Source organism: Sphingobium sp. HDIP04 (assembly GCF_000445085.1).
Classification (GTDB): domain Bacteria; phylum Pseudomonadota; class Alphaproteobacteria; order Sphingomonadales; family Sphingomonadaceae; genus Sphingobium; species Sphingobium indicum.
Map to the genome: position 1 here is coordinate 13,401 of NZ_ATDO01000088.1, position 14,033 is coordinate 27,433.

Sequence of the window (14,033 nt, forward strand, 5' to 3'; positions counted from 1 at the left end):
AACCGCTGCGCATTACCGCTTCGACCTTGGCAGGCAGTCGAAAGGCTAGACGCGAAAGGCTGGCGGGAAAATGCATCATCCGGCGCATTCCCGCGCCACCGTCACGTCGTCGAAGGGCAGCACCCGGTCCCCGATGATCTGGCCCTGCTCATGCCCCTTGCCCGCGAGCAGGACGATGTCGTCCGCGCCCGCCTGCGCGATGGCGGCGGCAATGGCGGCGCGGCGACCGCCGATCTCCTCCGCGCCCGGCGCGCCGGCCATCACGGCGGCGCGGATGGCGGATGGCTCCTCCGAACGGGGATTGTCGTCGGTGACGATCACATGGTCGGCGAGGTCCGCCGCCACCTTGCCCATTTGCGGCCGCTTGCCCGCATCGCGATCCCCGCCAGCGCCGAACAGCGCGATCAGCCGGCCCCGCGTATGCGGTCGCAGCGCCTCTATGGCGGCGCGCAACCCATCGGGCGTATGGGCATAGTCGACATAGACCGGCGCCCCCGCCTTGGTGATGACGGCACGCTCCAGCCGCCCGCGCACGGGCTGCACCCGGCCCAGCAGTTCCAGAACCTTGCCCGCATCCTCGCCGCCCGCGATCGCCAGACCCGTGGCGGTCAGCGCATTGGCCGCCTGATAAGCGCCGATCAGCGGCAGGTTGACCTTGTAGTTCTTGCCCTCGACCTCGATGTCCAGCGTCTGGCCCAACTGGGTCGGGGTGCGGTTGGCAAGACGCAATGCCTGCCCCTGCACCCCGACGCTCAGCACACGAAGCCCCCGCTTCGTAGCCCGCTGGATGACCTTGTCCGACCACTCGTCATCGGCCCAGACGACTGCGGCGCCCTGCGGAGCGACCACTTCGTCGAACAGGCGCATCTTGGCCTCGAAATAGCTGTCCATGTCGCCATGATAGTCGAGATGATCGCGCGACAGGTTGGTGAAGGCCGCCACCGAAACCGGCAGCCCTTCGGTGCGATATTGGGCAAGGCCATGGCTCGACGCCTCGAACGCGGCATGGGTGATGCCCTCGCGCTTCAGGCCCGACATGTTGGCGAGGAAGGTCACGATGTCCGGCGTGGTGAGCCCGGTGGACACCTGATCGACGGAAGTGGTGACGCCCAAGGTGCCGATGGAGGCGGATTTATGCCCCAGCATCCGCCAGATCTGCCGGGTCAGTTCGACCGTGGAGGTCTTGCCGTTGGTGCCGGTGACGGCAACGGTCACCTCCGGAAATGGGGCGAAATAGCGGGCGGCAAGCTGCGCGAACAGGCGGCGCGGATTGTCCGACGCGATATGGATCGCGCCCTCGACCCTCGCTTCGGGCCGGGCGACGACCGCCACGGCCCCGGCCTGCACGGCGGCGGGGATGAAATCCTCGCCATTCACCCGCGCTCCCTGGAAGGCGCCGAACACCGTGCCCGGCGCCACCTTCCGGTTATCGATCGCAAAGCCCGACACCGGAACGTCCAGCGACGCCCCGGCATCGGGCTTTGCATCCAGCCCCTCGATCAGCGACCCGAGGCGCATTATTCTTTCTCCTTGTCGCCGTGCAACAGCGGCATGAGGTCGGAAATGTCGACGTCGCGCCGCTCGTCGGGCAGCACGCCCAGCATCGGCCCGGTGCGCTCCACCACCCGCTTCACCACCGGCGCCGCTGTCCAGGCGGCCGTGCGCAGGCCATATTGGCCCGTCGCCTCGTCCATGGTGACGAGGACTACATAGCGCGGATTGTCCATCGGGAAGGCAGAAGCGAAAGTCGTCACCAGCGAAGTCTTGTTGTACCGGCCCTCTTGGGGCTTTTCGGCGGAACCCGTCTTGCCGCCCACCCGGTATCCCTTGGCGTCGGCGCTGCGACCTGTACCCGCCGCCACGATCATGCGCAACAGTTGGCGCATGCGCGCGCTGGTCGCGGCGGAAAAGACGCGGCGGCCCTCCGGCACCTCTTCCGCCTTCAATTTGCGCAGCGTGGCAGGCCGCCACAGCCCGCCATTCACCAGCGCCGCATAAGCCGAAGCGAGATGCAAAGGCGTCACGGCGATGCCATGGCCGTAGGAAACAGTGAGCGTCGTTATGCGCCCCCAATTGGCCGGCCACAGCGTGCCCGCCCGTTCGTTGAGTTCGATCGGCGCGCGCTGGTCGAAATGCAACTCCCGGAAAAGATGCTGCAACGGCTCCGCGCCCATCTGGTCGGCGATCCGCGCCGTGCCGATGTTGGAACTGTGCACCAGTATCTCCGGCACGTTGATCCAGCGGCCGAGCGGATGGTCGTCCTTGATGCGGAAACCTGCAATGCCCAGCGGCGCCGTCGCATCATAGGTCTTCGACATGGAGGTGACGACGCCGCGATCCATCGCCGCGGCAATCGACAGCGGCTTGAACGCCGATCCCAGTTCGTAGCGCGCCTGCACCATATGGTTGCAGAGCGGCGATTCGCTACACGACTTGCCCGCATAATTTTGCAGCTTGTTGGGATCGAAGACGGGAATCGACGCCATGGCGATCACTTCGCCGCTATTGGCGTCCAATATCACGCCGCTCGCGCCCTTGGCCCGCGTCTGCACCAGTTGCGCGTAAAGCTCGCTCTCCAGCGCGCCCTGCACCCGGCTGTCGATGGACATGGCGAAGGGCTGACCGCGCATCGCCGCGTCGGTCAGCCGGTCGTTGAACGCCGCTTCCACGCCCATGCCGCCCTTGCCGTCCGCATTGGGCGCAAAGCCCATGACATGGGCCGCCAGGGTGCGCTGCGGATAGAGCCGTTCCTTCTCTCGCGGGAATTCGATACCGATCTCGCCCAGGGCGTTCACCGCCGCCACCTCTTCCGGCAGCGCGCGACGGCGCAGATAGGCCCAGCCGCGCCCGGTCAGCTTCTTGTAGAAGGTTGCCGCCGGTTCGTCGGGGAAGATCTCGTGCAGCTTGCGCGCCAGCTCGGACGGGTCGCCGATCAGCTTGGACGGTCGCACCGCAATCGAATAGGCGTCCATGGTGCGCGCCAGCGGCACGCCGTTGCGGTCGACGATGTCCGCCCGCGCCGGAAGCCCGCCCATCGCGTCGCCGCCGCGCCCGTTGCCGGCGAAGACCCCTACCCAGGTCAGGCGCAGGATCAACACCGCCGTGATCGCCATGAACAGGATCAGCAGCAGCATCAGGCGGTTATGCGCGATCGCCGTCAGGTCGACGCGCTGCTTGCCCGCCCTCGCGCCGCCCGGCTGAACGATGATCGTCGCCATCTAGCGGTCCCCCCTGGCGCGCTCGCGCTTCGCCTTGGCGCTGATGTCGCCCAGCGTGCTGTCGTCCAGCAGCTTCGCGTCCAGCATCGCCATCCGCTCCGCGCGGCGGGCGACGGGGTTGGGTTTCGTCGTGTCGGCGTCGTCCTTCGCCTTTTCCTTGGGCGTCTTGACCGGCGCGGCCTTGGCGATCTTGTCGACATTGTCCGCCGCATGCGCTTCCCTGATGACGGCGATGTCGCTGCGAATCTGCGTCGGCGCGGGGCTGGCGGGGGCGGCCTGCGGCGCGGACGGCAGGTCGGCGGGGGTCTGCACCATCGCCACCATCACCGGCGGCGCGACATAGTCCGGCCCGTTGGGCTGTACCCCGTCCAGATGCGCGAGCGCCCGCTCGCCCGCCAGATATTGCTGGGCGGTGGGCGTCGCATACAGGAAATCGTCCTGGTTCCAGCGCTCAAGCTGCCGCATGTTCGCCCTGGCGCCGAACTCCGTCTCCAGATAGCGGATGTCGGCCTTCGCCCGCGCGATCTGCGCCCGCACCTTCATCAATTCGTTGCGCTCGGTCGCGACCTTCAGCGACACCATATAGGCGCCGAGCGCGCCCAGCGCGACGAGCAGGATCCAGATCAGGCTCTGCAATCTCTTGACCGCGATCATGAGCGGAGATTCCTGGTTGAGATCGGGAGGGACGAAACAGGGGCGGACGTGCGAACGGCGCTGCGCAGCGTGGCGGATCGGGAGCGGGGGTTGCGCGCCAGTTCCACCATGCCGGGCCGCACCGCCTTGGCGGGCCTTTCGAAGGTCGGCGCGGGACCGGACTGGCGCTGGGGCAGGTGACGCGAACCGCTCGCCTCGCTGCCGCTGCGGTTGCGCAGGAACTGCTTGACGATACGGTCCTCCAGGCTGTGGAAGGTGACGACCGCCAACCGGCCGCCCTCCTCCAGAATCGCCTCGGCCGCCTCCAGCCCGCGCTCCAGTTCCTCCAGTTCGCGATTCACATGGATGCGGATCGCCTGGAAGGTGCGGGTGGCCGGATCCTTCTTGTCATGCGGCTTGTGGCCCAGCGCCTTGCGCACGACGTTCGCCAACTGGCCGGTACGTTCCAGCGGGCGCGCTTCGACAATCGCCTTCGCCACGCGGCGCGAGCGCGGTTCCTCGCCATAGCGATAGAGGATGTCGGCAATCTCCTGCTCAGGGGCGTTGTTCAGGAAATCGGCGGCGCTCATCCCGCTCCGGCTCATCGTCATGTCGAGCGGCCCGTCGCCCTGGAAGGAAAAGCCCCGCTCCGGCCGGTCGAGCTGCATGGACGACACGCCGATGTCCAGCGTGACGCCGGAAACCGATGTCACGCCCCGTTCCGCCAGCAATTCCTCCATCCGCGAAAATTCGCCAGCGATCAGCGTGACGCCCTTTTCCTCGGCCAGCGCCTGTCCTTCGCGAATCGCATCGGGATCGCGGTCGAAGGCGAAGACCCTAGCCCCCCTGTCCGCCATCGCGCCCGAATAGCCGCCCGCGCCGAACGTGCCGTCGACATGGACCTCGCCGGGGTTGATGGCGAGGGCGTCGAGCACTTCGTCGATGAGCACCGGAATGTGGCGCTCAGGGCTTTGGGCATGGTCGGCGGAAGCGCTCATTTGCCCTCTCCCGCCGCCCGCTGGTCCAGCCAGCGGCGGACCTTGTTGCGGATCAGTTCCGGCCGGTCCTTGCTGTCGACCAGCGTTTCGGGCTTCCAGATCTGGATGTAGCGACCCACGCCATAGAAGAAGACGGCGTCGGCGATGCCATACTCATCCTTGATGTCGGGATGCATGGCGAAACGGCCGCCTTCGTCGAAATTCACTTCCTCGATGGTGCCGAGCCGCCGTTCCAGTTCCAGATCGGCGTCGTAATCGCGGCCAGCGGCGCGCGCTTCGCGGGCCAGTTCCTCGACCTCGGTGAACAGGTGGCGGCGGTGCGATTCGCCAAAGGCCGTGGCGCAGGGGTTGCCGCCATGGACCGAAAGGAAAAGCCGCGTTTCATTGCCGCTGGACAGCTTGACCTGCCGGCGCATCTCCAGGGGCAGCACGAAACGGCCCTTGCCGTCCGCGACGCTGAACGCGTTGCCCGTGTAGAGAATGACGTCCGACACTTTTCGACTGCTGCCCCTCTGTTCCCAGGGCGCAGGCCGTCGCCAGCCGGATTCGCGCAGAGGCGAACCGGCTCACAGGACTAGCAAAGCCTGACAAACCCCTATGGCTTTCAAATACCAAGCCGCGGGGTTCAAGAAAAGGGATATTTTGGGAAAAGCCGGGAAATCCTGTTTTGTTCTGGTAATTAACCTTCTTTAACAGGCTTTGGCCGGTCGGGCCGTGGCGGAGAAAGGCCGGAAGGAGCCGCCGCGCGCCGCCGGAAAAGCACCGTTCCCAAGGCTGCCCAGAAAATCCCGACGACCACCGCCCAGCGGAGGGCGTTGACCAGCGCCTCGCCCGACCGCACCCAGCGCCGTCCTGCCGGAAGCGGCGCGCCCAGCGCTTCCGCCACGAATTGCGGCGTATCGGCGGTCCATTGCGCCGGCTCCAGCGGCGCGGCGGGATCCGCCAGCCAGAGCCGGTCATCGATCAGGTCGGCATCCGCGACGATGGTCACGCTGCCCTTCCCCACCATGCACCGCGCCGCCAGCCCGCGCCCGACGATGCGGCAATCCGGTCCCGCATTCTCGAAAACGGCGGCGGAATAAATGGTCAGCACCCGCCCATCGCCCAGGAAATGGCGCTGTTCGCCGGGAGAAGGCGGCGTCATCCGCACGCCCCAATATTCGATCATCGCGGCGAGCAGGGTCACCGCCGGCGGCCTGCGCCGGTCCCCCAACGGCCAGTCCATCGGCCAACGCAATTGCGGGTCGGCCAGGATCAGCGCCTTGCCGCCCTTGCCGATCCAGGCGTCGAGAGCAACCTGCTCGTCCAGGGAAAAAGCGCGTGGCTGGGCAAGCAGCAGCATTCCGGCGCCGCCCTTTTCGAGAGCCAGCGGACTGTCGACAGGTCGCACGTCGAAGCGCTGGCGCAGGACCGTGATGATCGGCGCGTCAGCTTTTACGCCATTTTCCCGCCAGAATAACGGCAGGCCGCTGATGACCTCCAGCTCTGCTCGCTTCCCCGGCGAGGGTTCAATGCGATGCTCTCGCGCAAACCAGCTAATCGCCAAGGCGAGAAGCGCGAACCCCAGTCCCGCCATCTGCCGTGTTCCTGCGAAAGCAGGAACCCAGTCCGACCATTTGAACTGGGTTCCTGCCTTCGCAGGAACACGGAACATCAATCCCGCAACCGTCGCCGCCAGAACCCCAGCGAGCAGCCAAGCCACCGATACCAATCCCGGCACTCGCCACGTTGCCAGAAATGCACAGGACAGCACCGTCCCGACCGTTCCCACCCCCACCCACCAGGCCGCCCCCTCACCCCGCCGCGCCCGCAGCAGAGCCGTCGCCGGCACCAGCAGCAACGCCGGAACCATCCACCCACGCGGATCGACCTGTCCCGTGCGCAACAGCGCGGGCAACCCGCCGAGCAGCACCAGCAGCAACGCCGGAACCATCCACCCACGCGGATCGACCTGTCCCGTGCGCAACAGCGCGGGCAACCCGCCGAGCAGCACCAGCAGGATCGGCGCCAACAGAAGCAAAAATGTCCGAAACGCAGCCCTCAAGGCCAAAGCCACGGCCAATCAGCGCGAAGCCGGCGGAATCTCGCGATCCATGGGTTTCTTGAGATTGGGGTCCGGTTGCAGGTCCGGCACGATCGGCGCCTGTTCCGGCGCGGGCTGCACGCCCAGTTCCGCCAGCGGCTCCTTGGGCGACACGGCATTGACGTCCAGAGTCGGCACTGTCGGCGGCGGCACCGCCGGATCGTCGATCCGCGCCTTGTCGATCACGATATTCGCCAGACCCACGAGCAGCACCACGCCCGCCAGCCCGGTGAGGCCGATCTGGACACGCTGCAACCCTTCCTGTTGGCGGGGTGTTTCAGCCATGAAGCGCTCTTTTTCTTTTACCGCCGAGACCCGTATCGGCAGTCAACGAGTGTGCGCGAGCCAGGGGAAGACAGTCAAGCCCTTCGATTCCAGCCATTCGCGATTGTAGAGCGTTGAAAGATAACGGAATCCGGTATCGCACAAGATCGTGGCGATCCGCTTGCCCGGCCCAAGCTGCTTCGCCAGCGCCACCGCGCCCGCGACATTGATGCCCGACGACAGGCCAAGGCACAGCCCTTCCTCCGCCAGCAGACGCCGCACCCAGAGCAGCCCCTCCTCATCGGAAATGCGGAACTGGGTATCGATCGGCGCGCCCTCCAGATTGGCGGTGACGCGGCCCTGCCCGATGCCCTCCGCCACCGAAGACCCTTCCGCCTTCAACTCGCCATGGGCGTAATAATTATAGAGCGCCGCGCCATGTGGATCGCTCAAGGCGATGGTGATATTCTCATCATGCGCCTTCAGCCCCAGGCCGACGCCCGCAATCGTCCCGCCGGTCCCCGCCGCGCAGGTGAAGCCGTCGATCTGCCCGTCCATCTGGGTCCAGATCTCCTCGGCCGTGCCGATGATATGCGCCTTGCGGTTGGCGATATTGTCGAACTGATTGGCCCAGATCGCGCCCTCCGTCTCCTCCGCCAGACGACGGGAGGTGTGCACGAAATGGCCGGGGTTGGAATAGGGCGCCGCCGGCACCGTCACCAGTTCCGCCCCCAGGGCGCGCAGCGTGTCCATCTTCTCCCGGCTCTGCGTCTCGGGCATGACGATGATCGTCCTGTACCCCTTGGCATTGGCCACTAGCGCCAGCCCGATGCCGGTATTGCCCGCCGTCCCCTCGACAATGGTGCCGCCGGGCTTCAACAGCCCCCTTTCCTCGGCATCATTGACGATGAACAGCGCCGCGCGATCCTTCACCGAAGCGCCGGGATTGGCGAATTCGCACTTGGCGTAAATGTCGCAACCCGATTCCGCCGAAGGGCCGGCAAGGCGCACCAACGGCGTGTTGCCAATCAGGGCGAGGCTATCTTTCTGAACCAGCATGGCCACCGCATAGCGGACCAGATACGCGCTTGCCAAGCAACGGATTGATGGGCGCGCGAAAGTCGGGATTGTCGTCAGGCTCGTTAAGCATTGCCTTGCCCGCCGTCTCAAAGCGGGACAGGCCGGATTCCGCAGGGGAACCGGCAAGGCTTTTCCCCTATGAGGAGCGGCAACATGCGGATTTTCGGCGCAAATGGGGCTTTTAAGGGCCAGCGGGCGGGAGCGAGGCACGGCGTCGTCGCGGCGTTGGCGCTGATCGCGCTCGCCGCGCCGCGCCTGATCACGGCGGCGCCGCTCGACATGCTGGCCGCCGCTCAGGCGCAGGATGACCCCGCCGAGAAGCCGGGCGAGAATTTCCCCGGATCGGCCTTTTTCTTCGCGCAGGGCGCCTTCGATCCAGCGCCCGGCGCCGCGACGCTGCAAAGCAAGCATGTGCTGGGACTCGACGCCGTGGAGGCCGCCCCCGCCATGGCCTTCCGCGGCCTGACCGCGCTGGACAGCTATCGGGCGCTCAACTGCCTGACGTCCGCCATCTATTATGAGGCGGGGAACGAGCCGGAGGACGGCCAGCGCGCCGTCGCGCAGGTGGTGCTGAACCGCGTCCGCAACCCCGCCTGGCCCAGGAGCGTCTGCGGCGTCATCTATCAGGGGTCTGAACGCACCGACTATCGCTGCCAGTTCACCTTCAGTTGCGACGGCGCCATGGCGCGCATGGCGAGCGCGGAAGGATGGGCGCGCGCCCGCCGCATCGCCGCCCAGGCGCTGTCCGGCTTGATCTACCGGCCCGTGGGCCTCGCCACCTATTACCATACGCTGGCGGTGCGGCCGGAATGGGCCGGGGCGATGCGGCCGGTGGCGGTGATCGGTGCGCATATCTTCTACCGTCCAGCCGGGGCAGGCGGCACGGCCGCCGCTTTCCGCATGGCCTATTCGGGGCGGGAAACGCAGTCGGGGCCTGCCCGGTCGGCATGGCCCGCGAAGCCCCCCATGTTCGATGCGGCCGTGGCGACGCCCATTATCGCGCCGCCCTCCGCGGCTCTGCCCCTTGCCGGAACCGCCGGCGCTCCGCCCGCCGACGCGCCGGGTCTTCCCCAGTCGGCGGTCCGCCCCGAATATCGCAACAGCGGTCGCCCGCTGATCTGACGCGCCGTTTTTTTTTCGGGAAAATGCCGAATATTTTACGGTTTCCGCCTCATAAATCATTCAACTCACTGAAAATGAACGAAATATATTTCTGATCATTTTTTCGGGCATGGGGAACCTAATCCTTCCTTCGGCAGTTCTGCACTGCGGATAGCAAATCTTTTGCCCCCCGCTCTTGCTATCCAAAAAAACATGAGCCCGGAACGCATCTCCCCCCCCCGACGCGTTCCGGGCTCAGAATTTTTTGGGCTATCCCACGGAAATCCAGGATATTTTCGCTCTCGGAACGCTTTTCCGGGCGGCGGGTTGTTCCCTGGTCGCCGGCATGAGGTTCGGTTGAGGCATCCTGCCAGGGATGCGGGACACAGGCTCTGAAAAAAGGAGACGATGATGACCAGGAAGATATTAGCCGCCCTTCTGCTGACAGGTTCGCTGATGGTCGCGGCCTGCAACACGGTCGAGGGCGCGGGCAAGGACGTGCAGAGCGCCGGCCAGGCGGTCGAGAACGCCGCCGACTGATCCGAATGGAAAAGGCTCGCTTCCCGGCGAGCCTTTTTCTTCACCCCGCGGCGTCCGCCGCTTCGCTGGTAGCCAGATCCTTCGACTGCTTCCGGTCGGTGAACCAGATGGCGACGATGGCGATTTCATAAAGCGCGAGCAGCGGGATCGCGAGCATGAGCTGCGACACCACGTCCGGCGGCGTCAGCACCGCCGCCAGCACGAAGGCGGCCACGATCATGTAGCGGCGCAGGCCGATCAGCTGCGCCCGGCTCACGAAACCCGCGCGATTGAGCAGCATCAGCAGCACCGGCATCAGGAAACTGATGCCAAAGGCCAGGATGAACTGCATCACCAGCCCCAGATAGCTGTCCGCGCTCGGCAGCGCCTCTACCTGCAATCCGCTGCTGTTCCCCTGGAATTCCAGGAAGAAGTGGAAGGCCGTCGGCATCACCACGAAATAGGCGAGCGACGCGCCCATGGCGAAGAGGAAGGGCGTGGCGATCAGGAAGGGCAGCAGCGCCTTCTTTTCCTTCGCGTAAAGCCCCGGCGCGACAAAGGCCCATAGCTGGTTCGCGATGATCGGGAAGGACAGGCAGAAAGCGCCGAAGACCGCGATCTTCACCTGAACGAAAAAGGCTTCATAGAGCTTGGTGTAGACCAGCCGCCCGCCGGCATCGCCAAAGGCTTCCTTGAGCGGATGGACCAGGATCGCGAACAACTGTTCGGAAAAATAGAAGCAGATCGCGCCCGTGATGAACAGCGCATAGACGCATTTGAGCAGCCGTCCGCGCAACTCGATCAGATGGTCGAGCAAAGGCGCCTTGCTGTCGTCGATGTCCTTCATGCCGCAGCGCCGCCCTTCTGCGCGGGTTCCTGCGCGACATAGGGCGGCCCTTCCGCGGCGGGCCGAGCAATAGGGGGCGGCCCCTCGCCTGCCGGCTCCGGGTCCGCGATGAAGAGCGCCTCCCCGGCTGCCGACGCGGCGGCGGGGGCAGGCAATGCGACGGCTTCGCCGACGCTTTCAGCCGCGACGGTTTCCGGGGGATGCTCCTCCATGATCCGCTTGTTCTGCGCGGCCCATTTCTTCTCCAGCTCCTCCAGCTCGACCTCGCGCACCATCGCGTCGATGCCGGTGCGGAAATGGCGCGCCATGCCCTGCGCCTTGCCCACGATCTGCCCGATCTTGTAAAGCGCGCGGGGCAAATCCTTCGGGCCGATGACGATCACCGCGATGATGACGATCACCAGAAGTTCAGACGAATCGATGCCAAACATGCTTGCCTACCGCCCCGGCCGAAGGAAAATCAGGCCTTGGTCTTTTCTTCCGTCGCGGTGGGCGCGTCCTGTTCGGGCACGCGATGGCCCTCTATGCGCGTGGCGGGCTTGGTGGGGACGTCGTCGTCCTCCATGCCCTTCTTGAAGCTCTTGATGCCCTTGGCTACGTCACCCATCAGCCCGGAAATGCGGCCGCCGCCGAACAGCAGCATGACCACCAGGAGAACGATGACCCAGTGCATCAGCGAAAAGGAACCCATTTTAACTTTCTCCTGAAACTCAGCCTTATCTAGGCGTCTTCCTCGTCATTTTCCACAACGGATTGGGCGCCCAGACCCTCAAGCGCCAAATCGACCGGATCGAGCAGGCCGGCAGCCCGCAGATCGTCGATCCCCGGCAGGTCGCGACGGCTGCCAAGGCCGAAATGGGACAGAAATTCCACCGTGGTGGCGTAGATCAGCGGCCTTCCCGGCACCTCCCGGCGCCCAGCGGGCCTGATCCAGCCCGCCTCCATCAGCACGTCCAGCGTGCCTTTCGCCACCTGGACGCCGCGAATGGCCTCTATCTCCGCGCGGCTGACGGGTTCGTGATAGGCAATGATCGCCAGCGTCTCCATGGCGGCGCGGGACAGCTTGCGCGTCTCGTCCTTTTCCCGGCGAAGGATATGGGAAAGGTCGCCCGCCGTCTGGAAATGCCAGCGCCCGCCCCGCTCGACCAGATTGACGCCGCGCCCCGCATAATGGGCGCTCAATGCCGCAAGCGCGGCAGCCAGGTCGCCCGCCTCCCCCACGTGGAGCTTCAATTCGCCCGGCGTCAGCGGCTGTTCCGACACGAACAGCACCGCCTCCACCGCGCGAAGGAAATCATCCTGTTCCTCGATCACAATAGGCGCCCCGCAGTCGTTTCGGGCACGGCGGCGCGCAGGAATATGGGTTCGAAAATCCCGTCCTGCTGGATTTCCAGCCGTCCCTGCCGCGCCAGTTCCAGCGCGGCGACGAAACTGCTGGCCAGCGCCGACCGTGCCATCGGCCCATCCTGCCCGCTCGGCAGGAAGGCTTCAAGCGCGGTCCAGTCGATCGCCGCCCCCACCAGCGCGCCGACGCGCTGGATCGCCTCGTCCAGGGTCATGACCGGCCGCACCGCGACCATGTGCACCACTGGCTGAGTCCGCGCGCGGACCTGGCCATAGGACTGGATGAGGTCGAACAGGCCGGCCGCCCATTTCGCCTTGCGGACGAGCCGCAACCCCTCGGGCTTTTCGCGGACGAACACGTCGCGGCCGATGCGGTCGCGCGCCATCAGCCGGGCGCCCGCCTCCCGCATCGCCTGAAGCCGCTGGAGCCGCAATTGCAGCCGCAGCGCCAGTTCCTCCGGGCTGGGTTCGGGCTGCGCCTCCCTGGGCAGCAGCAGCGAGGATTTGAGATAGGCCAGCCACGCCGCCATCACCAGATAGTCGGCCGCCAGTTCCAGCTTCAGCTTCCGCGCGCCCTCGATATAGGCGAGATATTGTTCGACCAGCGCAAGGATGGAGATTTCGCGCAGGTCGACCTTCTGCGTCCGCGCCAGCGCCAGCAACAGGTCGAGCGGCCCCTCCCAGCTTTCGAAGCTGACGGTCAGCATGTCGGGCCGGGACGCAGCGGGAGGAGTGAAGAAATCCTCCATCGCTAAAGCGGCGCCTTCCGGCAATCGGCGCGCCCCCTCATGCCGGCGCCATCGCCAGCAGGGCGTCGCGGGTGGCGATCAGTTCCTCCAGCGGCGGGCCGTCCGGCAGGGTGCGCCTCGACGCCATCGCCCGGTCCAGCCGTGCCTTCGCCGCCGCCCCGATGTCCGGCAGAAGGCCGGCAATGCCGACCATGTCATCCATCCGTCCCCAGCAGTTGAGCGCCAGGTCGCAACCCGCCGCGACCGTCGCCGCCGCCAGTTCGGGGATGCTGCCCTTGAGCGCCTTCATGTCGAGGTCGTCGGACATCAGCAGCCCGTCGAAACCGATCCGCCCGCGAATGATCGTCTCGATCACGGAAGGGGATAGGCTGGCCGGCAGGTCGGGATCCCAGGCGGTATAGACGACATGCGCGGTCATCCCCATGGGCGCGTCCTTCAACGCCTGGAACGGCGCGAGGTCGATCGCCAGCGCATCCTCGTCGGCGGTGACGATGGGCAGTTCATGATGGCTGTCGACCATCGCCCGGCCATGGCCCGGCATATGCTTGACGATGCCGACCACGCCGCCGTCGGCCAGCCCTTCGATCACGGCCCGCCCCAAGGCCGCGACCCGCATCGGCTCCGCGCCCAGCGTCCGGTCTCCCATGATGTCGCTCGCCCCTTCCTGCCGCACGTCCAGCAGCGGAAGCGCGTCCACGGTGATGCCGACTTCCGCCAATGTCGCGGCAATGGCCCGCGCATTGGCGCGGGCGGCCGCGATGGCGCTGGACGGGGCGATTTCATAGAGCCGGTCGAACGCCGCGCCGGGGGGAAAGCTGGGCCAGACCGGCGCCTGCATCCGCGCCACCCGGCCGCCTTCCTGGTCGATCATGATGAGCAGATCGTCGCGGCCATGCAAGGCGCGCAGATAGTCGGTCAGGGCGCGAAGCTGCGCCCGATCCACGATATTGCGCCGGAAGAGGATGTAACCCGCCGGATCGGCGTCCGCGAAGAAGGCGCGTTCGTCGGAAGTCAGGGTCTCGCCGGAAAGGCCGAAGATAACGGGTTTCATGCGGGGCGATGGTAGCGGCTGAAAGAGGCCCTGTCGAAGGGGTTATTCCGGCATTGACGGGATTTGCGGGATTTTGGCCAAGGGACGCAAAGGGGTGGGAAGCCGCCAATCCTCCTTTCGTCACCCCGGGCTTGACCCGGGGTCCC

General features: G+C 66.1%; 16 protein-coding genes. 2 read left to right on the plus strand and 14 right to left on the minus strand.

The window, feature by feature from the left end; translation table 11 throughout:
• Positions 1-75: 75 nt before the first annotated feature.
• The 8 genes from L286_RS36760 to L286_RS36790 form a co-directional block, all read right to left on the minus strand.
• Positions 76-1,518, minus strand: a complete 1,443-nt coding sequence (locus L286_RS36760) for a UDP-N-acetylmuramoyl-L-alanyl-D-glutamate--2,6-diaminopimelate ligase (protein WP_021223499.1) — start codon at positions 1,516-1,518, stop codon at positions 76-78.
• Positions 1,518-3,218, minus strand: a complete 1,701-nt coding sequence (locus tag L286_RS36765; protein WP_021223500.1) for a peptidoglycan D,D-transpeptidase FtsI family protein — start codon at positions 3,216-3,218, stop codon at positions 1,518-1,520. Before L286_RS36765 ends, L286_RS36760 begins: the two co-directional genes overlap by 1 nt.
• Positions 3,219-3,872, minus strand: coding sequence for a hypothetical protein (locus L286_RS36770; protein WP_013040954.1), 654 nt, complete (start codon positions 3,870-3,872; stop codon positions 3,219-3,221).
• Entirely contained in the window at positions 3,869-4,849 is a 981-nt protein-coding gene (gene rsmH / locus L286_RS36775; RefSeq protein WP_031293326.1) for a 16S rRNA (cytosine(1402)-N(4))-methyltransferase RsmH, read from the minus strand. The genes L286_RS36770 and rsmH overlap by 4 nt, the downstream gene beginning before the upstream one ends.
• Positions 4,846-5,343 (minus strand): division/cell wall cluster transcriptional repressor MraZ, encoded by a 498-nt coding sequence (locus tag L286_RS36780; RefSeq protein ID WP_007685575.1) that lies wholly within the window; start codon positions 5,341-5,343, stop codon positions 4,846-4,848. The genes rsmH and L286_RS36780 overlap by 4 nt, the downstream gene beginning before the upstream one ends.
• 185 nt (positions 5,344-5,528) lie before the next feature.
• Positions 5,529-6,860, minus strand: a complete 1,332-nt coding sequence (locus L286_RS0124700; RefSeq protein WP_238559316.1) for a Gldg family protein — start codon at positions 6,858-6,860, stop codon at positions 5,529-5,531.
• A 51-nt stretch (positions 6,861-6,911) separates the two neighbouring features.
• On the minus strand, positions 6,912-7,217 hold the full coding sequence (locus L286_RS36785; RefSeq protein WP_020821203.1) for a hypothetical protein: 306 nt from the start codon (positions 7,215-7,217) through the stop codon (positions 6,912-6,914).
• A 42-nt stretch (positions 7,218-7,259) separates the two neighbouring features.
• Positions 7,260-8,255, minus strand: a complete 996-nt coding sequence (locus tag L286_RS36790; protein WP_013040959.1) for a cysteine synthase A — start codon at positions 8,253-8,255, stop codon at positions 7,260-7,262.
• 174 nt (positions 8,256-8,429) lie between these two features.
• Between L286_RS36790 and L286_RS36795 the strand changes: the two genes are divergently transcribed.
• Both L286_RS36795 and L286_RS36800 read left to right on the plus strand, forming a co-directional pair.
• On the plus strand, positions 8,430-9,398 hold the full coding sequence (locus L286_RS36795; protein ID WP_031293331.1) for a cell wall hydrolase: 969 nt from the start codon (positions 8,430-8,432) through the stop codon (positions 9,396-9,398).
• Between the two features lie 390 nt (positions 9,399-9,788).
• Complete coding sequence (locus L286_RS36800; RefSeq protein WP_025160740.1) at positions 9,789-9,917, plus strand: entericidin A/B family lipoprotein; 129 nt, start codon at positions 9,789-9,791, stop codon at positions 9,915-9,917.
• Positions 9,918-9,957: 40 nt separating this feature from the next.
• Here the strand turns inward: L286_RS36800 and tatC are convergent, their stop codons facing one another.
• From tatC to nagZ, 6 genes are read right to left on the minus strand one after another with little or no spacing between them, the layout of a single operon-like run.
• The gene (gene tatC / locus L286_RS36805) at positions 9,958-10,743 is read right to left on the minus strand and encodes a twin-arginine translocase subunit TatC (RefSeq protein WP_021223505.1); all 786 of its coding nucleotides are present in this window, start codon (positions 10,741-10,743) and stop codon (positions 9,958-9,960) included.
• Positions 10,740-11,174 (minus strand): Sec-independent protein translocase protein TatB, encoded by a 435-nt coding sequence (tatB, locus tag L286_RS36810; RefSeq protein ID WP_021223506.1) that lies wholly within the window; start codon positions 11,172-11,174, stop codon positions 10,740-10,742. The genes tatC and tatB overlap by 4 nt, the downstream gene beginning before the upstream one ends.
• Positions 11,175-11,203: 29 nt before the next feature.
• Entirely contained in the window at positions 11,204-11,434 is a 231-nt protein-coding gene (locus L286_RS36815; RefSeq protein WP_007685564.1) for a twin-arginine translocase TatA/TatE family subunit, read from the minus strand.
• A gap of 29 nt (positions 11,435-11,463) precedes the next feature.
• Entirely contained in the window at positions 11,464-12,057 is a 594-nt protein-coding gene (gene scpB, locus L286_RS36820; RefSeq protein ID WP_013040963.1) for an SMC-Scp complex subunit ScpB, read from the minus strand.
• Positions 12,054-12,836: a segregation and condensation protein A gene (locus L286_RS36825; protein ID WP_007685561.1), complete on the minus strand. Its 783-nt coding sequence runs from the start codon at positions 12,834-12,836 to the stop codon at positions 12,054-12,056. The genes scpB and L286_RS36825 overlap by 4 nt, the downstream gene beginning before the upstream one ends.
• A gap of 37 nt (positions 12,837-12,873) precedes the next feature.
• Positions 12,874-13,887: a beta-N-acetylhexosaminidase gene (gene nagZ, locus L286_RS36830; RefSeq protein ID WP_021223508.1), complete on the minus strand. Its 1,014-nt coding sequence runs from the start codon at positions 13,885-13,887 to the stop codon at positions 12,874-12,876.
• Between the last annotated feature and the right edge of the window lie 146 nt (positions 13,888-14,033).